At 29.7% G+C, this 23,046-nt stretch carries 28 protein-coding genes, 1 pseudogene and 1 riboswitch; of the genes and pseudogenes, 20 read left to right on the plus strand and 9 right to left on the minus strand.

All coding sequences use genetic code 11. From position 1 onward, the window contains the following. Positions 1-663: a TenA family protein gene (locus tag ABXT63_RS02195; RefSeq protein ID WP_415321448.1), complete on the minus strand. Its 663-nt coding sequence runs from the start codon at positions 661-663 to the stop codon at positions 1-3. Further along, positions 663-2,156, minus strand: coding sequence for a sodium:solute symporter family transporter (locus ABXT63_RS02200; RefSeq protein WP_415321450.1), 1,494 nt, complete (start codon positions 2,154-2,156; stop codon positions 663-665). Before ABXT63_RS02200 ends, ABXT63_RS02195 begins: the two co-directional genes overlap by 1 nt. Continuing rightward, positions 2,144-2,233, minus strand: a riboswitch (TPP riboswitch). It overlaps the preceding gene by 13 nt. Positions 2,234-2,385: 152 nt before the next feature. Here ABXT63_RS02200 and ABXT63_RS02205 point away from each other — a divergent pair. The 5 genes from ABXT63_RS02205 (at position 2,386) to ABXT63_RS02225 (ending at position 7,113) form a co-directional block, all read left to right on the plus strand. Continuing rightward, positions 2,386-3,321 carry an ABC transporter ATP-binding protein gene (locus tag ABXT63_RS02205; RefSeq protein ID WP_415321452.1) on the plus strand — a complete coding sequence of 312 codons (936 nt, stop codon included), beginning with the start codon at positions 2,386-2,388 and terminating at the stop codon, positions 3,319-3,321. Next, the gene (locus ABXT63_RS02210) at positions 3,311-4,078 is read left to right on the plus strand and encodes an ABC transporter permease (protein ID WP_415321454.1); all 768 of its coding nucleotides are present in this window, start codon (positions 3,311-3,313) and stop codon (positions 4,076-4,078) included. The genes ABXT63_RS02205 and ABXT63_RS02210 overlap by 11 nt, the downstream gene beginning before the upstream one ends. A 37-nt stretch (positions 4,079-4,115) precedes the next feature. Next, on the plus strand, positions 4,116-5,225 hold the full coding sequence (rseP, locus tag ABXT63_RS02215) for an RIP metalloprotease RseP (protein WP_415321456.1): 1,110 nt from the start codon (positions 4,116-4,118) through the stop codon (positions 5,223-5,225). Between the two features lie 165 nt (positions 5,226-5,390). Next, positions 5,391-5,666 (plus strand): HU family DNA-binding protein, encoded by a 276-nt coding sequence (locus ABXT63_RS02220; RefSeq protein WP_415321458.1) that lies wholly within the window; start codon positions 5,391-5,393, stop codon positions 5,664-5,666. A 145-nt stretch (positions 5,667-5,811) separates the two neighbouring features. After that, entirely contained in the window at positions 5,812-7,113 is a 1,302-nt protein-coding gene (locus tag ABXT63_RS02225; protein ID WP_415321460.1) for an ammonium transporter, read from the plus strand. Positions 7,114-7,159: 46 nt separating this feature from the next. Here ABXT63_RS02225 and ABXT63_RS02230 read toward each other — a convergent pair. After that, positions 7,160-7,608, minus strand: a pseudogene (locus tag ABXT63_RS02230) (peroxiredoxin). A gap of 78 nt (positions 7,609-7,686) precedes the next feature. On the opposite strand from ABXT63_RS02230, the gene ABXT63_RS02235 reads away from it, so the two are divergent. Further along, entirely contained in the window at positions 7,687-8,070 is a 384-nt protein-coding gene (locus tag ABXT63_RS02235) for a rhodanese-like domain-containing protein (protein WP_415321462.1), read from the plus strand. Position 8,071: 1 nt separating this feature from the next. Here the strand turns inward: ABXT63_RS02235 and ABXT63_RS02240 are convergent, their stop codons facing one another. Together ABXT63_RS02240 and ABXT63_RS02245 are read right to left on the minus strand one after the other, a co-directional pair. Further along, complete coding sequence (locus ABXT63_RS02240) at positions 8,072-8,650, minus strand: 2-hydroxychromene-2-carboxylate isomerase (protein ID WP_415321464.1); 579 nt, start codon at positions 8,648-8,650, stop codon at positions 8,072-8,074. Next, the gene (locus ABXT63_RS02245) at positions 8,643-9,116 is read right to left on the minus strand and encodes an ABA4-like family protein (protein ID WP_415321466.1); all 474 of its coding nucleotides are present in this window, start codon (positions 9,114-9,116) and stop codon (positions 8,643-8,645) included. The genes ABXT63_RS02240 and ABXT63_RS02245 overlap by 8 nt, the downstream gene beginning before the upstream one ends. Before the next feature lie 28 nt (positions 9,117-9,144). Here ABXT63_RS02245 and ABXT63_RS02250 point away from each other — a divergent pair, with 28 nt between their 5' ends. Then, a complete protein-coding gene (locus ABXT63_RS02250) occupies positions 9,145-9,708 on the plus strand; it encodes a regulatory protein RecX (RefSeq protein WP_415321468.1) in 564 nt (187 codons plus the stop codon). Here the strand turns inward: ABXT63_RS02250 and ABXT63_RS02255 are convergent. The 3 genes from ABXT63_RS02255 to ABXT63_RS02265 are packed head-to-tail and all read right to left on the minus strand — an operon-like array spanning position 9,700 to position 10,777. Further along, positions 9,700-9,840 carry a hypothetical protein gene (locus ABXT63_RS02255; protein WP_415321470.1) on the minus strand — a complete coding sequence of 47 codons (141 nt, stop codon included), beginning with the start codon at positions 9,838-9,840 and terminating at the stop codon, positions 9,700-9,702. The two genes, ABXT63_RS02250 and ABXT63_RS02255, sit on opposite strands and share 9 nt — an antisense overlap. Beyond that, positions 9,840-10,610: a 3'(2'),5'-bisphosphate nucleotidase CysQ family protein gene (locus tag ABXT63_RS02260; RefSeq protein WP_415321472.1), complete on the minus strand. Its 771-nt coding sequence runs from the start codon at positions 10,608-10,610 to the stop codon at positions 9,840-9,842. The genes ABXT63_RS02255 and ABXT63_RS02260 overlap by 1 nt, the downstream gene beginning before the upstream one ends. Further along, positions 10,607-10,777, minus strand: a complete 171-nt coding sequence (locus ABXT63_RS02265) for a DUF3553 domain-containing protein (protein WP_415321474.1) — start codon at positions 10,775-10,777, stop codon at positions 10,607-10,609. Before ABXT63_RS02265 ends, ABXT63_RS02260 begins: the two co-directional genes overlap by 4 nt. A 42-nt stretch (positions 10,778-10,819) precedes the next feature. Here ABXT63_RS02265 and mnmA point away from each other — a divergent pair, with 42 nt between their 5' ends. Further along, the gene (gene mnmA / locus ABXT63_RS02270) at positions 10,820-11,935 is read left to right on the plus strand and encodes a tRNA 2-thiouridine(34) synthase MnmA (protein WP_415321476.1); all 1,116 of its coding nucleotides are present in this window, start codon (positions 10,820-10,822) and stop codon (positions 11,933-11,935) included. Here the strand turns inward: mnmA and ABXT63_RS02275 are convergent. Then, the gene (locus tag ABXT63_RS02275) at positions 11,932-12,627 is read right to left on the minus strand and encodes a hypothetical protein (protein WP_415321478.1); all 696 of its coding nucleotides are present in this window, start codon (positions 12,625-12,627) and stop codon (positions 11,932-11,934) included. The two genes, mnmA and ABXT63_RS02275, sit on opposite strands and share 4 nt — an antisense overlap. Positions 12,628-12,792: 165 nt before the next feature. Between ABXT63_RS02275 and ABXT63_RS02280 the strand changes: the two genes are divergently transcribed. From ABXT63_RS02280 to ABXT63_RS02335, 12 genes are all read left to right on the plus strand, one after another. Then, positions 12,793-13,968 (plus strand): trans-sulfuration enzyme family protein, encoded by a 1,176-nt coding sequence (locus ABXT63_RS02280; RefSeq protein ID WP_415321480.1) that lies wholly within the window; start codon positions 12,793-12,795, stop codon positions 13,966-13,968. Beyond that, positions 13,965-15,185 carry an MFS transporter gene (locus tag ABXT63_RS02285; RefSeq protein ID WP_415321482.1) on the plus strand — a complete coding sequence of 407 codons (1,221 nt, stop codon included), beginning with the start codon at positions 13,965-13,967 and terminating at the stop codon, positions 15,183-15,185. The genes ABXT63_RS02280 and ABXT63_RS02285 overlap by 4 nt, the downstream gene beginning before the upstream one ends. A gap of 4 nt (positions 15,186-15,189) precedes the next feature. Continuing rightward, entirely contained in the window at positions 15,190-16,353 is a 1,164-nt protein-coding gene (locus ABXT63_RS02290; RefSeq protein ID WP_415321484.1) for a chorismate-binding protein, read from the plus strand. After that, positions 16,350-16,907: an aminodeoxychorismate/anthranilate synthase component II gene (locus ABXT63_RS02295; protein ID WP_415321486.1), complete on the plus strand. Its 558-nt coding sequence runs from the start codon at positions 16,350-16,352 to the stop codon at positions 16,905-16,907. The genes ABXT63_RS02290 and ABXT63_RS02295 overlap by 4 nt, the downstream gene beginning before the upstream one ends. A gap of 57 nt (positions 16,908-16,964) precedes the next feature. Beyond that, complete coding sequence (locus tag ABXT63_RS02300) at positions 16,965-17,639, plus strand: aminotransferase class IV (protein WP_415321488.1); 675 nt, start codon at positions 16,965-16,967, stop codon at positions 17,637-17,639. 4 nt (positions 17,640-17,643) lie between these two features. Continuing rightward, positions 17,644-18,042 (plus strand): HIT family protein, encoded by a 399-nt coding sequence (locus ABXT63_RS02305; RefSeq protein WP_415321490.1) that lies wholly within the window; start codon positions 17,644-17,646, stop codon positions 18,040-18,042. Positions 18,043-18,156: 114 nt separating this feature from the next. Next, positions 18,157-18,951: an adenylyl-sulfate reductase gene (locus ABXT63_RS02310; protein ID WP_415321492.1), complete on the plus strand. Its 795-nt coding sequence runs from the start codon at positions 18,157-18,159 to the stop codon at positions 18,949-18,951. A gap of 20 nt (positions 18,952-18,971) precedes the next feature. Next, positions 18,972-19,442, plus strand: coding sequence for an adenylyl-sulfate reductase subunit beta (aprB, locus tag ABXT63_RS02315; RefSeq protein ID WP_415272245.1), 471 nt, complete (start codon positions 18,972-18,974; stop codon positions 19,440-19,442). Then, a complete protein-coding gene (aprA, locus tag ABXT63_RS02320; protein ID WP_271493016.1) occupies positions 19,442-21,301 on the plus strand; it encodes an adenylyl-sulfate reductase subunit alpha in 1,860 nt (619 codons plus the stop codon). Before aprB ends, aprA begins: the two co-directional genes overlap by 1 nt. A gap of 18 nt (positions 21,302-21,319) precedes the next feature. Next, a complete protein-coding gene (locus ABXT63_RS02325) occupies positions 21,320-21,670 on the plus strand; it encodes a hypothetical protein (protein WP_415321494.1) in 351 nt (116 codons plus the stop codon). A 69-nt stretch (positions 21,671-21,739) separates the two neighbouring features. Continuing rightward, positions 21,740-21,862 (plus strand): hypothetical protein, encoded by a 123-nt coding sequence (locus ABXT63_RS02330; protein WP_415321495.1) that lies wholly within the window; start codon positions 21,740-21,742, stop codon positions 21,860-21,862. 80 nt (positions 21,863-21,942) lie between these two features. Next, positions 21,943-23,025: a sulfite exporter TauE/SafE family protein gene (locus ABXT63_RS02335; RefSeq protein WP_415321497.1), complete on the plus strand. Its 1,083-nt coding sequence runs from the start codon at positions 21,943-21,945 to the stop codon at positions 23,023-23,025. Positions 23,026-23,046: the final 21 nt, after the last annotated feature.

Below are 23,046 nucleotides of genomic sequence, written 5' to 3' on the forward strand. Positions count from 1 at the left end.
TTAAATAAAACATTCCCAAAAATTTCTTTCGAGAATAGTTGATTTTTTAAAATTTCTTTTCAGTATATTTAATTTTTTACCCTTATTATTTTTCAAGAGAACATCTAAATAATCAATATTGTCTCTAGCTACTTGTTGGTATTCTTTTGATGAATACATTTTAATCCAAGAACTATATTTACTTTTTTTCCAGTTTTTAATTTTAGAAAGATTAAACCCAATCTCACCATAACCAATGATACATACTGATAGGCATGAGAAAATATCAAGATTATCTCCATTTTTACCCACACTGAGTACATGATCAGTATAAGAACTATTAGCTTTCTCTACTACAATGTTATTAAGAGATTTAAGGGGTATCTTCCATTTTTTACAATAATTGATGTGGAGTTTGATTTCATGATCAATGCCCTTAATAAAATTTACTGATCTATTAATTTCTTCAAAGTTATTAGACTTACAAACACTAAGAGCTAAAATTTTAAGAAATTGCTGTAAGAAAACATAATCTTGAACTAAATAATTTTTAAAATTTTTATCAGGCAGTTTGTTACTTACTAAATCAGATAAAAATTTATGATCAGTGTATTCAGACCATTCCTTCTTACAGCTACTCTTTAATTTATAAAAAAAGGTTTTTTTATTATTATAGATATTCACTATTCCTTAATTGAAGTTTTAATTTTAGAAAAGTTAAAGTTACCATTCTTTTTAAAAAGCATCACAGTAATCATTGGTGTAAATGTTGCTAAAATAAATGACCAAAATAATAGTGCTGTAGATATCCAGATAGGAAATGCTTCAGCTGGAAATAATCCACCAATTAAAATACTTTTATCAAAAGTTTGGTTAGGAAATAAAAGCAATCCAGATATCAGTCCAATTATAACTGAAATTAAAGAAAGTTTTTCATTAACATCACCCTTGAACATTCCATAAAAAATGGGAAATACTGCAGCACAACATAATAAATCAGCAAATAAAAACATAAATAAGACGCTGTAACCCTTAGATGCAATCAAAAAAACAATTACTGATAAACCGCATATTAAGTATTTAGAAAGTGTAAGATAACTATTCTTATTTTTTAAACTAATAAACTTATTTCCCTCAATAGTAATAGTGCTTGAAAGCGCATTAATAAGTGTATCCATACTACTAATCACTAAGGCTAAAACTAAAATTAATATTGAAATAGTTAACAAAGAATTAATTCCAGTAAATGGCTCTAATAAAAGAGCAAAGAATAAAGTACTAGGGTCGGCTGCCTTATCAACTGATACTGCAAGAATTCCAAAGAAACCTAAAACAAGCATAAATGGAATTACAATAAAGAAAGCAGACATAAATCCTTTTCTTAAATCATCTGAACTTTTTGCTGCAAATACTCTTTGCCAAACACCTTGATCAAATAAGTTGGTTGCAAAAACAGCAATGAAGAAAGTTAAGCCGGCAGTATAGCCATAAAAATATTTACCACTCATTAATGTACCAGCTTTTTCATTAATCAAATTCATAGAAAAAGTATTATTTCCAGAATTAAAAATATGGTTGATGGCAAATATTAATAAAATCATAATTATAATAAACTGAATTTTATCTGTAAAAATTGAAGCTCTAAGCCCCCCGTAAAGAGTGTAGGATAAAGTAGCTACAATTATCACAAGAGAAGTTTGCCAAAGAGGAAACCCCGACATTAAGTTAACAACTTTTGCAATCGCTGTAACTTCAGCTGCAAAATAAACAAACATATACATTATTGTTAATAATAAAACTAAACGAAACATTGCTTTACCAAATCTTATTAGAACAAATTGAGTAAGGGTATTACCACTTGGCATAATCCTTCTCATTCGCTGACCGATTGTAATAAAGGCTAAAAAGGGTAAAGCTTGGCCTAATCCATAACCAATTATAGCACCCAATCCACCCCATGTCGCAGCTTCTGATGGACCAATTAAAATCCACACACCAAAACATGACGCAACTAATGATGCAGTTAAAGATCTTTTACCAATTGATCTGTCTGCATTTAAATAAGAGTTAATTGAAATTTTACCTTTTGAATAAACTATTCCAATAGTAGCAAAAGCTAATGAAGTTAAAAGTAGAGTAATAATAGTCGTTGATTGATCTAGATATATTGTATTCATTTTTTCCCTTCGTTGTGATTATACAACAGGTTCTTTGGGTATATTCTCAGCTTTTTACAGCACCCCAGAAACTGATATTCTTAAAAAAAGAATATAAAAGTTAATTAAAGAAATAATTAAATTAAGTCAAATTTTAACATCAAGATATGATCATTAAGTAGTGATATAATGTACTAAATTATTGTGTTTGTTGAATTAACCTCATTAATAACTATATACACCTCAACAAATGTCTGAAATTCAAATATCCATTAACAACTTATCTAAAATTTATGATAATGGTTTTAAAGCCCTTGATAATGTTAGCCTTAAAGTAAAACAGGGTGAAATTATTGCGATGCTTGGGCCAAATGGTGCAGGAAAAACTAGTTTAATCAGTATTATTTGTGGAATTGTTAAACCCTCTTCAGGCACAGTTACAATTGACAATTTTGATATTATAAAAGATTATAGAGAGACAAGATCAAGAATAGGGCTTGTTCCTCAAGAGTTAAACTTAGAATCTTTTGAAACTATTTTTGATACCGTATCTTATTCAAGAGGACTTTACGGTAAATCTCCTAACCCAAAACACATAGAAAAAATTTTAAAAGATTTAAGCTTGTGGGATAAAAAAGATCAAAGATTAAGAGAACTGTCTGGTGGAATGAAGAGAAGAGTTTTAATTGCAAAAGCTTTATCTCATGAACCTAAAATACTATTCCTTGATGAACCAACAGCTGGAGTTGATGTTGAGCTTAGAAGAGATATGTGGATGGTTGTTGATGATCTTAGAAAAAAAGGGGTCACAATTATCTTAACCACTCATTATATTGAAGAAGCAGAAGCTATTGCTGACCGTGTAGCTGTTATAAATCAAGGTGAAATTATTATAGTTGAAGATAAAAAAGAATTAATTAAAAAAATGGGTCATAAGAAATTAACTATTGAATTACAAAAAAAAATTACAGAAATTCCAGAAAATTTACACAAGTATAATCTCGAAATAGGTGAAGAGCAGAAGTCTTTAATTTATACTTATAATGTTCAAGCTGAAAAAACTGGTATTACAGATTTATTGCAAGATTCAAAAGATACTGGCTTAAAGTTAAAAGATTTAAAAACAGAACAAAGTACTCTAGAGAAGATATTTGTTAATTTAGTAAAGGAAAATAATGAAATTTAACTATTATGGTTTTAAAGCTATTTACGTTCATGAGATGAATAGATTTATAAGAACCATAGGTCAATCTATTCTTTCACCAGTAATATCTACATCATTATATTTTGTGGTGTTTGGTTCTGTTATTGGAGGATATATTGAAAACATTGATGGTGTTAGTTATGGATCGTACATTGTACCAGGCTTATTAATGCTTACACTGCTTACTCAATCAATAAGTAATACTTCATTTGGAATATTTTTTCCAAAATTTAATGGAACTATTAATGAGATTTTAGCAGCACCTATTTCAACGCTTGAAACAGTTTTAGCTTTTGTTGGAGCGGGAGCTACCAAAACATTATTAGTTGGTGCTGTAATTTTTGTTACTGCTTCCTTTTTTGCTGATGTTACAGTTAAGTATCCAATGTTAATGATATTTTTATTATTTTTAGTTTCTTTTACTTTTGCTTTATTTGGATTTTTAATTGGAGTTGTTAGTAAAAACTTTGAACAAATGTCTATCATTCCATCATTAGTGATTACGCCTATGGTGTTTTTAGGAGGAAGTTTATATTCCCTTGATATGTTGCCACCATTTTGGCAAACAATTTCTTATTTTAATCCAGTAGTTTATTTAATTGATGGCTTAAGATTTTCTTTCTATGGTGTATCTGATTTTGATATTTGGATAAGCATAAGCTCAATGGTATTTTTTCTAATTGTTTGTGTAATCTTGGTCACAAAACTAGTTAAAAAAGGCTATAATATTAAAAGCTAGAAATTACAGTAATTAATAGTATTATTAGATTATAATCATGTTGTCTTATATATTACCCTTCATAGTTTTAATTGTTATCGTGGTGTTTATTCATGAATATGGGCATTATTATTTTGCAAAACGTTTTGGTGTAGGGGTTACTGATTTTTCAATAGGTTTTGGTAAAGAAATGTTTGGTTGGAATGATAAATCAGGCACTAGATGGAAAGTTTGTGTCATACCACTTGGGGGATATGTTAAGTTTTTTGGTGATAGAAACGTTTATAGCCAAGCTGATAATGATAAAATTATAAAAGAATATAGTAAAGAAGATCAAGATAAGCTATTTGTGTTAAAGCCTTTGTATCAAAGAGCCTTAATTGTATTTGGTGGCCCTTTAGCTAACTTTTTACTAGCAATTCTAATATTTTTTTCAGTTTATTCCTTTGCTGGAAAAGACTTTACACCAGCTGTAATTAATGAAGTTCAAAAAGATAGTCCTGCAATGGTAGCCGGTCTTAAGGATAATGATATTGTAGTCTCAATTGATGGTAATGAAGTTAAAAGTATTATGGAAGTTTCAAAATATATCATGATGTCTACTGATGAATTTATCAATTTTACAGTCAACAGATATGATCAAGATTTAACCTTTAGAGTAAAACCTAACATTGTTGAAGGGGAGGATAATCTTGGGAATAAAATCAGCAAACGTATGGTTGGTATTAAACTTGGAGCTTATAATAATGAAGTAAATCACATTAAACTTGGTCCAGCTAAAGCTCTGTTTTATGCGGTTAATGAAGTTTATTATGTGAGTGTTTCTTCTCTTAAATATATAGGAAGCATGATTACTGGTTCTGGTGATAGCTCACAATTAGGTGGTCCAATTCGAATTGCAAAAATCAGTGGGCAAGTTGCAGAATTTGGAATTTTACCATTTATAAGTCTTATGGCCTATATTTCTATTAGTTTAGGGTTGATAAATCTGTTCCCAATTCCAATGTTAGATGGTGGGCACTTAATGTTTTATGGAATTGAAAAGGTATTAGGGCGTCCTTTATCACAAAAAACTCAAGAAGGTTTTTTTCGAATCGGAATGTTTTTATTGCTATCATTGATGTTTTTTACAACGTTTAATGACATAAAAGACTTAGGTTTGTTCTAATTATTGAATATTTTCAAATATTAAATAATCCTTTAAAATCAACATTTATTTAATAATCCACTATATATTGGGGTTATTATTATAAGAAACACTAATAAAAAGCTTGATTTATGGGCTTTAATGTAAAATATAGTTAAAAAAACCAATAAAACCGGAGCTAAAAAAATGAACAAAAAACAATTAGTTGCACAACTTTCAGGTTCTTTAAACCTAAGTAAAGCTGATGCAGAGCGTACTTTCGATACGATTACAAACACTATTTTAGATGCTTTAAAAGGTGATGATACAGTAAAAATCGCTGGATTTGGTACTTACAAAGTAGCAAAAAGAAAAGCTAGAGTTGGAAGAAATCCTAGAACTGGAGAGCAAATTCAAATCGGTGCTTCTCAAAAAGTTAAGTTTTTACCAGCTAAGTCACTTAAAGAAATGTTCAACAAATAGTTGATTTTAAAATTAATTAACAGCCTTTTACAGAAATGTAATAAGGCTGTTAGTATATGCAAATACCACATAACTCTTTTTCCTCATAAACAATAGTCATAAGTTTAAGCCCCATTATACATAGAATCTAAAAAGGGAGGTCTTAATGACTAAATTAATAAAAATAATATCAACGTTTTCGCTGGGTCTAATTTTTCTTTTAGGTCTAACAAGTGTTGGTAGCGCGGAAACAACAGTTTCTGCTGAAGTTCAATATATTTTTAATACATTTTCATTTTTAGTATGCGGATTTCTAGTTATGTGGATGGCAGCAGGTTTTTGTATGCTTGAATCAGGATTAGTAACCACCAAAAGTGTTTCAACAATTGTTGCAAAAAATATTGGAAAATTTTCAATTGTTGCAATAATTTTTTATTTAGGTGGGTATAATTTAGCTTACGGAATACCAGAAGGTGGTTTTATTGGTTCGTTTACACCATGGACCTTAACTGATTCTCTTGAGCAAGGTTATTCTGGAAGTGCTGATTGGTTTTTTCAAATGTTATTCGTTGCAGCAACATGTTCTATTGTTTCAGGTGCTGTAGCTGAAAGAATAAAAATTTGGCCTTTCTTTATCTTCTCTGCAATCTTAGGTGGATTAATTTATCCAATTACTATGGGTTGGCAGTGGGGTGGTGGATGGTTAGCATCCCTGGGGTTTTCTGATTTTGCGGGCTCTACTTTAGTTCATGCTTGTGGTGGTGCAGCTGCACTAGCTGGTGTAATATTAGTAGGTGCTAGGAAAGGGAGATTTAGTCCAAAAGGTGATGTAAAAACTATGGAGCCTTTTGCGGCTTCTTCAATTCCATTAACCGCTCTTGGAACATTCATTTTATGGATGGGTTGGTACGGATTTAATGGTGGTTCACAATTAGCTTTAGGAACATTTGAAGATGCAAATGCAATGTCTAAAATATTTATGAATACTCACTTAGCAGGCGCAGCAGGTTGTGTTACAGCAGCTTTAGTTACAAGACTGATTGGTGGAAAAACTGATGTTGTAATGATGTTGAATGGTGCTCTTGCAGGTTTAGTTTCTATCACAGCAGAACCTTTAGCTCCAAGTCCAATGCTTGCAATTGGTATAGGTGCTGTTGGATCTGTGATTATGTATTTTGGAACTAGCTTATTAAACTCATTAAGATTAGATGATGTTGTTGGTGCTATTCCAGTGCATTTATTCGCAGGAGTTTGGGGAACTTTAGCTGTTATATTAAGTAATGCTGGTACAACTTTTACAACTCAATTAATTGGAGTGTTGTCAGTTACAATCTTTACATTTATCTTTTCATTCATTGTATTCTTTCTTTTGAAACAATTAATTGGTTTAAGAATAAGTGAGCAGGCTGAAAAACTGGGAACTGATGTCGCTGAGATAGGTGTTAGAGCTTACGCAATCAGAGACTAATAATACAATTAATTAGAAGAAAAAGGCCCCTTAATAGGGGCCTTTTTTATTCTTGAATATTTTTTAAGGTGCTTAGAACTTCTTTAGGATGATCTTTAACCTTAACATTGTCCCAAATTTTTATAATTCTACCCTTAGGATCTATTAAAAAAGTACTTCTAATAACACCCATAAATTCTCTACCCATAAACTTTTTTTTGCCCAAACTTTGTAACTTTTTACAATTTTAATCTCATCATCAGCTAAAAGATCAAATTTAATCTTGTATTTTCCTTTAAATTTATTGTAACTTTTCAAGTTATCTTTCGAAATACCAAACACATCACAATTAAGTTTTTTAAATTTAGTTAATAATTTATTAAAGTCATTAGTTTCAATGGTGCATCCAGGAGTGTCATCTTTTGGATAGAAATAAAGAATAACGTATTTACCTAGGGAATCTTTTAAGGAATAAGTGTTATTACCTGTAGAGTTAAGAGTAAATTCAGGTGCAATAGAATTTTCTTGAAGCGTTAGTTACCTTGTTTTTATAGTGATTTTTTTTTATAATTGTTTATTCTTATTTATATTATTATGATCATCAAATCATCACAAACTCTTGTCTCTGAAGCTTTAAAAGAAGTTAAAACTATTACTGCTGATGAAGCATTGAAACTATCTAATGAAGGTAAATGCAGTTTAATTGATATTAGGGAAAAAGGTGAATTAGACAAAATGGGAAGAGTTGAAAACTCTAATCATATACCAAGAGGCATGTTAGAATTTTGGTTAGATCCTGAAGGTCCTTATTTTAAAAGTGGTAAATTAGACATGAGTAAAGATATGGTTTTATTTTGTGCTGGCGGTTTAAGATCTGCTCTTGCAGCTAAAACATTAAAAGAAATGGGTTTTGAAAAAGTTTCACACATTAATGGTGGTTTTGCTGCGATAAGTCAAAGTGATTTTAAAATAATTTAAATTATTTACTTAATTCGTCTAAAGCGAATCCCAATCTATCTTGACCCCAAAAAATTTTATTATTAACTATAAATGTCGGAGCACCAAAAATTTCTTTATCACAGGCCTCTTTTGTTAGAACTTTTAGTGTATCTTTAATTTTTTGATCTTTAATACCTTCATAGAATTTATCTTTTCTGATTCCACATTTGTCTAAAAGACCAATTAGAATTTGCTCATTAGAAATATCCAAGTTATCTTTCCAGTAAGCATTAAACATATTATTTATATACAAATTTTTAATACCAGAACCAATATAAAGGTAACCACGCATAATATATAAAGAGTTCAATGGAAATTTTATATTCCACAAGAAATCTAATTTATTTTTTTTAGCAATTCGATCGCAGTCATTTATCATATGTTTTAATTTAGGTTTAATAAAAGCAGGTGCTGTTACTCCTTGTAGGTTATGAAGACCTCCCAATAAAATAGGCTTGTAATTTATTTTAATATTTTTTGGTAAGGATTGAATTTTTTTGTGAGCTAAATATGAGTACGGGCTTATAAAATCAAAATAAAAATCTATTTGTTTAGTCATATAAACTAATTCTCTTAGCGTAAAAAATTCTTATCACCCAATAAAGAGTTAAACCAATAGGTCCAATAAAATATGTTATTAAAAGTGGTAGAGAAATTAAAATTTTATTTATATCAAGTTTTTGTGAATCTTTAACAATCCATCCACCACAAAATAAATTCATTGCTAAAAAATGTGTCCAAAATAAAATTGTGAAAGCCTTATATGTAAATAAATTACTAACAGCACCTAAACCAAGGTAAAGTTCAAAATTTCCAATAAAATCATAACCTTCATTAAAAAATAAATGAAGTAAATAGCCATAAGCTAGACTTAAAATAAAAATTGGAAAAATAGAGGTTATAAAAACTTTACATATTTGTGATTGTGGAAAGATTATCAATACCAACCAAAAAGGTAAAACGCCAAGGTTTAACCACAGAAAAATCATCTCTACAGTAAAATATGTATAAATTTGCTCGATCATTTTTTAGTATATTATATTACAAGATAACATGATTCCCATAAGAAATAGAAAAAAAACACTAGAAGTTACAATGGAAGAAATGCGAAACTTCTCTTTTGCATATATTGAAAAATACGCACCCTCTAAACAGCAATTAAGAACATATTTATTGAAGAAATATCTTAAAGCAAATGTACCTAATGTTAAAAAACAAGATATTACTGATCTAATTGATATTGTTTTAGTAGATCTTGAAAAAAGTAAATTTATTAGTGATAAATTTTATTCTGAAAGTAAGACGCGTAGCTTAATCCAAAAAGGTAGTTCTATAAACAAGATTAGATACTATCTAATGGGAAAAGGAATTAACGATACTTACATTAAAGAAACACTGGAAAAGATTAAGGAAAATAATTCTGATCAAGATTTCTTCTCAGGAATTAAAATATGTAAGAAAAAAAGGATAGGACCTGCTAGGGCAGAAGATAATAGACCCTTGTTTTATAAAAAAGATATCTCACTGCTTGCAAGAAATGGATTTGATTTTGAAACCTCAAAAAGAATAATGGATATTGATCAATCGGAATACTCAAAAATTATTAAACTACTTTGATTTTTTTTTATCTTCTTTTGCTAACTGATTAACTACATTTCTTATATGGTTTTTAACAAAGACAAAAACTAAAAGACCAAATATTGATACAGAAACTATTATTATTAAAATTATTCTTAATTGTTCATCCATTAGAGTATATTTTTATTTTTTAAAATTAAACTTGGGTTTTTAAACTCAGGCTTACCGTATAAAATTTCAAGGCCATTAAAATCTGTTATTTTTCCACCAGCATGCTCTAATATAGCGTGTCCAGCAGCTATATCCCACTCACATGCCCTTGGCTCTGCTACATACATATCAAACTCTCCAGCTGCTATTACACAAAATTTCAATGAGCTCTTCATTTTTTGATGAGAGGTAATTTTGTATTTTTTATGGATTTCTAAAATTTCTGGTTTTAATTTGCTTGAATAACTTACTGCAATTAATTCATTATAATTTTTCTTTTTATCTATTAAGGATATTTCACAACCATCGATAAGCTCATAACTATTGGATATACCGTAAGAATAAAAAACTCTTTTTTTTGCTGGAGCTGTAATAATTCCTATTGCTGGCTTTTTATCTAGTATTAATGCAGCATTTAATGTGAATTCGTCTCTATTATTAATGTAATCTCTTGTTCCATCTATTGGGTCTATTAGCCAAAAATTTTTTAAATTCTCATCCTGTTTGTGATTAGCGCTTTCCTCTGAAACAATTACTATATTTGGAGTTATTTCTTGAATTTTTTTTGTTAAAATTTTATTAACTTCAATATCACCATTACTCACTGGTGTGTTATCTGATTTTATTTCTTTTATTAAACCAATTTTTCTTAAGTCTAAAGCTACCTGACTTGCTTTATTGAATGTATCTATTAGCGATAAAGTAATCTTTTTTGCCTCTTCAGTATTCATTTATAAATTTTTTCCAATCTAATTATTTCTGAGTTAATTACTTTTTTTCCAACATTCTCGAAATTAACTGTAACCTTGCCGTTAATTATTGACTGAACTTGCCCAATACCCCAGTCTTTATTGCCTGGATTAGTAACTTTGTCACCAGGCTCGTAATCTAAAATCATTTGATTTACTTATATCTGATATACTAATAAATATCATTAAATATGGCAAAATTGAATTCAATTGGAATAGCTAAAGACCCAAAAGATACTTTAGTTGTTGTTGCGATGTCTGGAGGTGTAGATTCTTCAACAGTTGCAGCTATGATGAAAAATGAAGGTTATAACGTCATTGGAATAACTTTAAAACTTTATAACGACAGTAAAGAAACAGCTTCTTCAAAGCAATGTTGTGCTGGTCAGGACATTTTGGATGCTAAAAGAGTGGCTGATAAATTAAAGATAGAACATAAAATTCTTTATTATCAAAGTAAATTTAAAGAAGGTGTTATTGATAACTTTATCGATAGTTATTTAAATGGTGAAACACCAATCCCATGTGTTCAATGCAATAAAACAGTTAAATTTACAGATTTATTTGAAGAGTCCAAAAAACTAAAAGCAGATGCATTAGTTACTGGTCACTATGTAAAAAGTATTACAGATTTAAATAATACAGACATGTACAGAGGAATTGATTTAAGTAGAGATCAAAGTTATTTTTTATTTAACACTACAAAAGACCAGTTAAATTTTTTAAGATTTCCATTAGGAAATCTTCTTAAGAATGAAACTAGAAATATTGCTAGACAACTTGATCTTAATGTTGCTGATAAACCTGACAGTCAAGATATTTGCTTTGTTCCAAATGGAGATTACGCGTCGGTTATAGAAAAGTTTAGACCCAATTCTTTTAGTAAGGGTAACATAAAAAGCATGAATGGCAAAGTTATAGGTGTTCATGATGGAATTATTAATTACACTATTGGTCAAAGAAAAGGGATAGGAATTTCAGATAAAAATCCATTATATGTAATAAAAATTATTGCAGATCGAAATGAAATCATAGTTGGTAACAAAGAACATCTTGCTAAAACTAAAATTAGCTTAAAAGATTTAAATATTATAACCACTGATCGAGACGACTTTAATAAAGAATTATTTGTAAAAGTAAGGTCTACAGGAAGATTGATTAAAGCAAAAGTTAATATAACTAACACATCAGCTAACGTAAATTTATTGGAGGAAGAACATGGTATTGCTCCTGGACAAGCTTGTGTTTTTTATTCAAAAAATAATTTAGGATATAAGGTTTTAGGTGGTGGTTGGATTACAAGTTAATTTTTTTTCCACATAAAATATGTTAATAAATAAAAAGTAATAACACCTAAAAAATAATCCCATTCAAGTGCATGTTTTAAAAATTTAAATGTATCACCAGGCCAACTAATTATAGGAACTGAAATTATTGCAGTAACTATTAATATTGAAACTAATATTAATTTTAATCTTAAAATTTTAACATTAATAAATTCAATCAACTTATCTCTAAAAGAGTAAAGTGCTGCAACTAGATAAGCTTGTGCTGCAACTTCAAAAAGAATAAAAATAAGCATTATTATCCTTCTAAATAATTTATAAATATTATTATCAATTTGTATTCCTAAAAATACTGAATGAACAGTTAGAGCAATTGCTGACCCCACACCAAAAAAAACAATTTTTTTTAAATGTTTATAATCTTTATTAAAAATGAGTATTATAGCTTTATTGTAATACCAATATCTTATTAGTAAATAGGAAGTTAAAAACATGGCTGGCTTAAAGATTAACCAACTTGGATAAGGTCTAGCAGCTCTACTAATAGAGAGCCCTCCATCGAGATAAGGCCACAAGGAATTATGGACTATGTCTTCTTGGTTTGGAAATAACTCATGGAATTGTGTAATTAATATTAAACAGGCGTTTATTGCTAAAAACGGAATTATAAACACCAAGATACTAATGGATCTCGCTTTTTGAATCTTATCCATTAAGAGAACTACTTTTTCTTATTTTTTCTTTTTGCTCTTCTTTTTTTAGAGCCCTGTTTTCTTCGACCTCTATGTTTTTTTGGGTAACCCATATTATCCTATATATAATTTTATTGACGTAATTCCAGGGATATAGCATTGTCCCATTAACTTATCAAATTTTTTATGACTAAATCATTCAAGACTTTTCTTAAACATACAGCAAAAGATTACCATAATCAGTCAGTTAACCCACCTGTAGTAAGGGCTTCGACTATTATCTTCAAATCCATGCAAGATATTAGAAAAATGCAGAATAAGAGCAAAAAAGATCCAACAGGTGGACATTTTGATTATGGAAGACAAGGGACCTCAACAACTCATGTTTTGTCAAGGATACTCAAAGAAATGGAAGAGTGTTATCATGTATTTCTAACACCAACGGGGTTTGGATCAGTTTTTTTATCTATTTTTAGTGTTGTACGACCTGGTGATGAGATTATCGTAGCAGATCCAACTTATTCACCTACGAGAATTTTAACTCAAAATTTTTTAAAAGAATTTAATATAAAATCCATTTTTTATGACCCACATGATTTGAAAACTTTAGAAAAAGCGATTACAAAAAAAACAAAATTAATTTTTGTTGAAAATCCTGGAAGCAATACATTTGATTTTCAAGATCTAGGAAAAATAGTATCAATTGCAAAAAAAAATAAGATTTTTTCAGCAATTGATAATACGTGGGGAACACCATATTTTTTAAAGCCTATTAAACTTGGGTTTGATATGTCCATTGTATCTGCTACGAAATATTATTCAGGCCACTCAGATGTTATGGGTGGAAGTCTTGCAGTAAATAAAAAAGTTTTTCAACAAGTTGATAAGACAAATAAAATAACTGGTTTAAGACTTGGTCCTGATGATGCATATTTAATTACAAGAGGACTTAGAACTTTAGATGTCAGATTAGATAAGCATGAAAAAAGTGCAAAACAAGTAGCTGAATTTTTATCTAATTACAAAAATATAAAACTTTTATATCCACATAAAAAAGATTCATTTAATTTTAGAATGTGGAAAAAATATTATTCTGGTGCTTCAGGATTGATGGGTTTGAAAATTAGATCAAAAAATAAAAACTCTGTAATCAAGTTTGTTAATTCTTTAAAACTATTTGGTTATGGTTATAGTTGGGGTGGATTTGAAAGCCTTGCGTTATATCAGGACAAACGTGAACAAGGTAATAGAGAATATCTAAAATTAGCTAAAGACGAACACTTAGTAAGACTGCATATTGGTTTAGAAGATCCAAAAGATCTCATTGATGATTTAAAAAAATCTCTTAAACATGTTAAATGAGTTCAGAAAAATTTATTAAAAATAAAACAGCTTTAATAACGCTGATTGCAGCCTGTATTGTAGTTTTAATTTCTCTTGGAGTTAGACAAACTTTTGGTCTATTTTTCATGGATTTTAAAAATGATTTAGATATTTCAATAACTCAATCTGGATTAGCAATAGGCATTCAAATGTTAATGTGGGGTTTAACAGGGCCTATATTTGGAGCCATCGCCGATAAATATGGTGGACATAAAGCGATTTGCTTAGCTTTTATTTTTTATATTTTAGGAATTTACTTTTTGTATACTGGTCCAAATACTGGAATTTTTTTTCAAATAGACTTGGGACTTTTAGTTGGAATTGGTTTAGGTGGAACTGCAATTAGTATTCCAATGTCAATTGTTGGAAAACATTTCCCATTATCAAACAGAACCTTAGCCATGAGTATTGTCACAGCTGTCGGCTCTTTGGGTTATTTTATCTCTCCACTTTATACAAGTTATTCCTTAGTCAAAAATGGATGGGTGGACACACTTTTTGTATTCACAATATTCTTATTTGTGGGATTGATAGTGGCTTTTTTTGTTAGATCTCCTTCTTTAGCTCAATCCATTGAAAAACCTAACGATCAAAGTACCTTTGATGCTATAAAAGAGGCCTTTAAAAACAAAAGCTACGTATTACTCACATCTGGTTTTTTTGTATGTGGTTTTCACATAACTTTAGTTGGAACTCATGTTCCAAAATATGTAATTGATAGAGGTTTAGAAAGTTGGACAGCCGCTGCAATTTTATCCTTAATTGGACTATTTAACATCTTTGGCTCTTTATTAAGTGGATATCTTTCTACAAAAATTAGTAAAAAGATTATTTTAAGTTCTATCTATGCATTAAGAGGTGTTTCAATAATCTTATTTATCTTCTTACCAGCAAGCAATATTAATGCATTTATCTTTGGTGCAAGCTTTGGCTTTTTATGGCTATCAACAGTGCCTGCAACAAGTGGTATAGTTGCTCATATTTTTGGAACAAAATATTTAGGTGTATTATATGGAATAGTTTTTTTAAGCCATCAAGTAGGCTCATTCTTTGGAGCTTTCCTTGGAGGATTATTTCATGATTTATATGGCTCTTATGATTATGCTTGGTATTTAGCAATTGCTTTATCTGTTTTTGCAGCAATAATACATTTACCAATTAAGGAAGAAGCAGTTCTAAGACTAAAAATAGAATAGAAAATTGAATAAGAAAAAATACTTACTAGATTTAGATAATTCAAAAAAACCTTTTATAATCTATAAATCAGATAAAGGGTTTGATCTTTATACGGACTTTTCAAAAAAAATTATTTTAAACAATAACAACATCGAAAAATTCATTAACAAAAATACTAAATTAAAATCTATCCGCAAAGAAACAGACCTATTTATTGGTTTTTTTGGCTATGAAATACTTAACAGTTTAATTGACGTAAAAATAAAAAAACAAAAAACAATAAATTTCCCTAAAGGAATATTTTACAAACCTGAAACAAAAGTAAAACTTTCAAACAATCTTGAGTATAAAAAAACTAGATCATCAAATTCTAGTGATTTGTTTAAAATAAATATTAATAAAAAATTATATAAAATAATATTTGATAAGTTTAAAAAGAAAATAAAATTAGGTGAAACATATCAGATTAAAATCTGCACTAAATATAGTAATAAATCTGAAATAGATGCTTTAGACTTTTTCTGCAGACTTGTAAAAAGCAATATGGCTCCTGAAGCTTTTATGATTAAGGATAAAGATTATTCAATAATAAGCTGTTCACCTGAAAATCTGATAACAAAAAAAAATAATTTCATAACCACAAAACCAATAGCAGGCACTTTAAAGAAAACTAAAAAATTAAATAAAGATAAAGCCCTTACTTTTTTTAGAAAAAACTTAAAAGAAACCAAAGAACACAACATGATTGTTGATATGGAAAGAAACGATTTATCTAAAATCTGTAAATCAGGTTCAGTAAAAATTTTAAAAAAAAAGATAGTTGAAGAATATAAGGATCTTTATCATTACGTGAGTTTAATTGGAGGACAACTAAAGAATAAAGTTACTTCATTAGAGATTATAAAAGCAATGATGCCAGGGGGTTCTGTAATAGGATGTCCTAAAATTAGTACATTAGATTTGTTAAATAAGCAGGAAAAACAAAATAGAAATATTTACACAGGTAGTTTTGGATACTTAAAGTTTAATGGGGATATGAGGTTTAATATTATTATTAGATCAATATTAAATTTTAAAGGTAAGTCAGAAATCTCTGTTGCTTCAGGAGTAGTAATTGACAGCAATGCTACTCATGAATTTAATGAAAACTATATTAAAGCAAAGTCATTAATGGATCTTTACAAATGATATATATTATTGATCATCAAGACTCTTTTACTCACAACGTAGTACATCAATTTCAAAATTTTGATGAAGTGGTTTGCACTAATTTTAATAAAATAAATGAAAATAAATTAAAAAAAGCAGATATTATTGTTTTTTCACCTGGTCCAGGTGCACCGAAAGACTATCCAATTAGTTCAGAGATTTATAAAAAATTCAAAGGTAAAAAAAAAATTATTGGAATTTGTCTTGGGTTTCAACAAATTTTGCATTGTGAAAATGGAAAAATAATTGAACAAAAGAAGATTTATCATGGTTTTCAATCTAAAATAAAAGTAACTAGCAAAAACTCATTATTCAAAAAAAATAGTCAATTCACTGTAGGTAGATATCACTCTCTAAAATTAAAAGAGCCATTTACTGCGAAAAATTTTGAAATTACAATGAGGTGTGTTATTTCAAATACAGCAATGACAATAGAAAATAATAAAGAGAAAATATATGGCTTTCAATTTCATCCTGAATCTTTTTTAACTGAAAATGGTAACTTACTTATTAAAAAAATCTTATCAGCATAAAACTTACAAAGAGATTAATTTTAGAGATCTTTGGGGGATAATGGTGTGTTCACTACGATGTGGATTTTTGGAAAACCTGCTAAAATACTTTTTTTTAAAAAACATATTGAAAATTTAGTTAAGTCTTTAAAAATTTATAAATTAAATACCCCAAATCTTGAAAAAAATATTCTTAGATTAATTAAATTAAATATTAATAAAAAAAAATCTTACAATCATCTTCTTAGAGTTGCTATAAATAAAAAAATGATATCAATTTCTTTAAGAAATAGAAAAACTCCTAAATTAGATTTTAATTTAAAACTTATCAGTTACAAACGTTTTGATCCAAAATTTAAAAATCTTAAATATAGATTTATATTAAAACATTTATCTAAAATGGATAACACTACTTCAGACGTTGGTCTTTGTTACAAAAACATGATTTTAGAAAGTGGAACTTCAAATATGTTATTTATCAAAGGTGATAAAGTTTACTCTCCTTTAAATAATATATACAAGGGTATTACCTATAAATTCTTTAATAAAAAATTAGGTATGATTATTAACAAAGATATATTGATTAAAACTTTATCTGAATATAATGAAATTCTCCTTATTGGTTCTGGAAAAGGTGTTGTGTCAATAAAAAATATTAATGAAATTAAGTGGAAGAGAAAAAGTTTAAAATTTTACAAAAAACTATCTAATTCTTATAAAAACGAAGTTAACAAATGCTCTATCTATAGATAAGATTATGTTTGATCCAAATAATCCCTGTTTATTCTGTAACTCTAAACAAAGTTGTTTAACTGCTGAAAATGAGTTGGCTTATGCTAGTTATGATATCTATCCTGTATCTGAATTTCATTGTTTAATAATTCCAAAGCGACATGTTAAAGATTATTTTGATTTAAATGATAATGAAGTAATTGACTGCAATAATCTTATCAAACAAATTAAAGAAGAAATAATATTAAAAGATCCTTCAGTTAGAGGGTTTAATATTGGAGTAAATTCTGGTGTTGTTTCTGGACAATCAATCATGCACTGTCATATTCATTTAATTCCAAGAAGAGAGGGTGATGTTGAAAATCCACAAGGTGGCGTAAGATCAGTTATTCCTTTAAAACAGCATTATAAACGTAAAGTGTAAGTTGTATTTTGATTGTTAAATAGCGCACCTAATAACGGTTGATCTATCATTTTAACTATATTAAAAACTCAAAATTAAGATTCAACAAAATAGTTATAAAGGGTAATATTCTATATGATGTCAATCAGTCCATTTTCTGCATTAGCTGTATCAATTTCTCCTTCTGTAATTCAAGGCTTTGTTTTAGCAATGTTAGCTCTAATTGTCATTGGAACAGTTGTTCAAATGATACATCATAAAAATGTTACTTATTTTTTCAATAATGCAAAAAAAGCAAAATTAGCTGCCGAAAGAGAACTTGGTGTGGGAGAAAAAACTTCAGTTATTTTAAAAACTGTAGTGCATGATATTGCAACTACTGCAGAGCTAGGAGCTGGCAAAAGAAGAATTGCTCATGTTATGGGAATGTATGGAACTATTTTATTTTGGGTTGCATCAGTCGTATTAGTTTTTGGTTACACTGGAACAGGAACTGCAGCACCAACAGTCTGGCCTATAATTTGGCATGTTGGAGCAATAATGACTTGTGTTGGTGGATACTGGTTTTGGTTATTTTTAAGAGTGGATGTATTAGCAGAAGCTCATCCTTGGTACAGAGTTATTAAAGCTGACTTATTTGTTCTAGCACTTCTTGCATGTGCTACTACTGGACTAGCTTGGTCATACTTTCAATCTTCAGGATCAGCTAGATTAGGATATTTATTTTTAATTTTATTTATTACCTCAAACATTGTTTTATTTGGGGGAGTTTATTGGTCAAAATTTGCACACATGATTTACAAACCTGGTGCAGCAATCCAAAAAAACTTAGCAGAAGCAGATGGATCAAGAGACAATCTTCCTCCATTAGCTGATGCACCAAAACAATTTGGGCTAGGAATTAAAAGAGAACAACCAAAACACTATTAAAAAGAGAGAGGTAATATAATATGTCAACTTTTGTGTACATGACGAGATGTGATGGATGTGGTCACTGTGTGGATATTTGTCCATCAGATATAATGCACATCGATGAAAATATTAGAAGAGCAGTAAATATTGAACCAAACTTTTGTTGGGAATGTTATTCTTGTGTAAAAGCTTGTCCTAATCATGCAATTGATGTTCGTGGCTATGCAGACTTTGCTCCTATGGGTCACAGTGTTAGAGTTAGGCGTGAAGAAGAAAAAGGAACTATCTCTTGGAAAATTAAATTTAGAAATGGAACTACAAAAGATTTTGTATCTCCAATTACAACAAAGCCCTGGGGAAAATTTATTCCAAAATTAGCAGAAGGCGAAAAACCTAATCAAGGTGAGATCAATTCTCAAATGCTTTATACTGAGCCTAATGGTTTAAATATTGATGGTAAATTACCATCTGTACCAAAAGATACCTTTAAAAAAGGAGTTTACTACTAATGGCTAAACATAAAACTCATTTTGAAGATTGTGATGTTCTAGTTGTTGGTGGTGGTATGGCTGGAACTGGTGCTACTTTTGAAGCTAGACACTGGGGAAGAGACATGAAGATTATTTGTGTTGAAAAGGCTAACATCGACAGAAGTGGAGCGGTTGCTCAAGGTTTATATGCTATTAACTGTTACATGGGTATGCAGTGGGGTGAAAACCAACCTGAAGATCACGTAAGATATGCACGTAACGATCTAATGGGAATGGTTAGAGAAGATTTAGGTTACGATATGGCTCGTCACGTTGACTCAACAGTTCACATGTTTGATGAGTGGGGCTTACCAATGATGAAAAATGAAAAAACAGGTCGTTACCTTAGGGAAGGTAAATGGCAGATTATGATTCATGGTGAAAGTTATAAGCCAATTGTTGCAGAAGCTGCAAAAAAATCAGCTGATAAAATTTATAATAGAATAATGATTACTCATCTTTTAATGGATGAGGCTCAAGAAAATAGAGTAGGTGGAGCTGTTGGTTTTAATATGAGAACTGGTGACTTCCATGTATTTAGATCAAAAACTGTAATTGTTGCAGCAGGTGGAGCATCTCACATTTTCAAACCAAGAGCAGTTGGTGAAGGAATGGGAAGAACTTGGTACGCACCTTGGAGTAATGGTTCTGCTTATGCATTACCTATTGCTGTTGGTGCTAAAATGACACAAATGGAAAACAGAATTGTGTTATGTAGATTTAAAGATGGTTATGGTCCAGTTGGAGCATACTTCTTGCACCTTAAAACATATACTCAAAATGCAAATGGAGAGAACTATGAGAAGAAATGGTATGATCAAACTAAAGAATTAGTTGGTGAATACATTGATCATCATCCAACTCCCACATGTTTAAGAAACCACGCATTTATTCAAGAAACTATTGCAGGTGGTGGACCCATTCACATGGTAACCACTGAAGCTTTCCAAGATCCACACCTAGAAACTGTTGGTTGGGAAAACTTCCTTGGTATGACTGTTGGTCAAGCGGTTGTTTGGGCTTCTCAAAATATTGATCCTAAATACACAAATCCTGAACTAACCACATCTGAACCTTATGTTATGGGTTCTCATGCAACTTGTTCTGGAGCTTGGGTTAGTGGACCTGAAGATTTATCTCCACCAGAATATTTCTGGGGTTATAATAGAATGTTAACAATTGATGGTCTTTTTGGTGCAGGTGATACTGTAGGTGGAAGTGCACATAAGTTTTCTTCGGGATCATTTACTGAAGGTCGTTTAGCTGCAAAAGCTGCAGTAAAATATATTGAGGATAAAAAAGCAGAAGGTATTAAAGTTACGGATAAACAGTGTGAAGACTTTAAAACTGCTATATTTAAACCCCTTGAGACTTATCAAGTAGCTCAAAATGAAATTACTGGTGGAACAGTTTCACCTAGTTACATTTCACCTATTCAAGGTCTTCAACGTCTACAAAGAATTATGGACGAATATGTTGGAGGAATTGCTACTAACTACATGACTAATGGTAATATGCTTAAAAGAGGACTAGAATTACTTGCTTGGTTAGAGGAAGATTTAGAAAAAGTAGGTGCTGAAGATTTGCACCAACTTATGAGAGCTTGGGAGTTAAAACACAGAGCTTTAACTTCTCAATGTGTAACTGAACATACTATGTTTCGTGAAGAAACACGTTGGCCTGGTTACTATTACAGAGGTGATCATATGAAGCTAGATGATGACAATTGGCATTGCCTAACAGTTTCAAGGCGTGATCCAAAAACTGGGAAATTTTCATTAGAAAAAGTGCCGGTTTACCACATAGTTGACGAGAACGAGAAGAGAAAAGCTTCTTAAAACAGTTAAATTTAAATTATGAATCTTTTAGAGAAATCTGATGATGAGATTATAGCAATTGCTAAGCCAATTTGGAATAATCTTGTTAAAACCTCAAATATGAAAGATTACGGTGGGTTCACTAAAGATTTTGGAACCCAGATGTTATTTGGTGCTAATGAAGTTGAATTAGGTAAGCAGTGGGCCAATAATAAATTGTTAACTAGTCTTTCTGAAGATTATGATGCTTTTGGGTGTTTAAGACGAGGGATGAATATTACAGTCTTATTTAAACAAAAAAGTAAAGAAATCGAAGGTGAGTTCCTTGGAAGGTTAGTCCTTGGTGTTGAAGGTGATGATGTTAAGGTCTTTGGAGCAACTATTTACTAAGAGTTAAAAAATATTCTTAAAATCAAATTATAGTTTGACAAATATTAGTCTAATGTTAATTAGAGTTAAATGTCCAATTTATTAAAAAAAATTCCAAATCAAATATTAAATAATAAGTTAAAAACAGGAATATTTTTTGGATTATCTGCATACTGGGGAATTTTAATAGTAGGAACATTAATTTCTTTCTAATTAATATTAACTAAATCTTTTTACATTAATCTATTTATTGACAACAATATATTGGAGGCATATTCATTTCATATAACTATATGGATGTTTTTTTACCAATTGCAGAAGTTTCAGTAAACATAATAGCTATTTTTGCTTTAAGTGGAATTGTTGGAGTTCTTTCAGGACTTTTTGGTGTTGGTGGTGGTTTTTTAATGACACCTTTCTTAATTTTTCTAGGTGTGCCCCCAACATATGCAGTTGCTAATGAAGCAAACAATATTCTTGCAACATCAGTATCTGGTTCCACCACACATTATCTAAAAAACACACTTGATTATAAAATGGGCTTAATGATTGTAGTTGGTGGTGTTTTTGGAACACTTCTAGGAATATGGACTTTTACATATTTTAAAGGAATTGGAAAAATTGATATCGTTATTTCATTAGCCTATATGTACATCTTAGCAATTATTGGTACTGCAATGTTGGTAGAAGGCTTAGGTGAAATAGATAAAGCTAGAAAAAAAATTATAACTAAGAAGAAATTACATGTACATTACTGGATACATGGTCTTCCTTTAAGAATGCGTTTTCCAAAATCGAAGTTATATGAAAGTGCTTTTACACCAATTATTATTGGTTTAATGGTTGGATTTATTGCAGCAATTATGGGAATAGGTGGCGCTTTTATTTTAGTTCCTGCGATGATTTATATAATTGGAATGCCAACAAGATTAATTCCAGGTACATCTTTATTTGTAACTATTTTTGTAAGTGTAATTGTAACCTTTCTTCATGCTTTTAACTATGGTTCAATTGACTTAATTCTAGTTACAATGTTAGTCCTTGGATCTGTAGTTGGTGTGCAAGTAGGACAAAAATTAGGTGAGTCAGTTGATAGCGCGGGATTAAAAACTTTACTTGCAGTTTTGTTGTTGTTAGTTGGAATAGCAATTGCTTACGAGACTTTCTTTGCTGAACATACAGTAACAGAAGCTATTAAAATTGATGTTAATGATCTAAACCCATTATCAATGTTTATTAAAAAACTATCGACTGAAATGCCAATTTTTTATGGATTATTTTCAATTTTATTTGCTATAACTTTAGGAGCTGGTGTAGCTTTTATAAGAAGATTTTTTTCAAATTTAAGAAAGAAGTACTCTCTTAAGAAAACTTAATTAATAAAAAATTGTATTACT

The sequence above is a fragment of the Candidatus Pelagibacter sp. Uisw_092 genome, from assembly GCF_047729545.1.
Lineage (GTDB): Bacteria > Pseudomonadota > Alphaproteobacteria > Pelagibacterales > Pelagibacteraceae > Pelagibacter.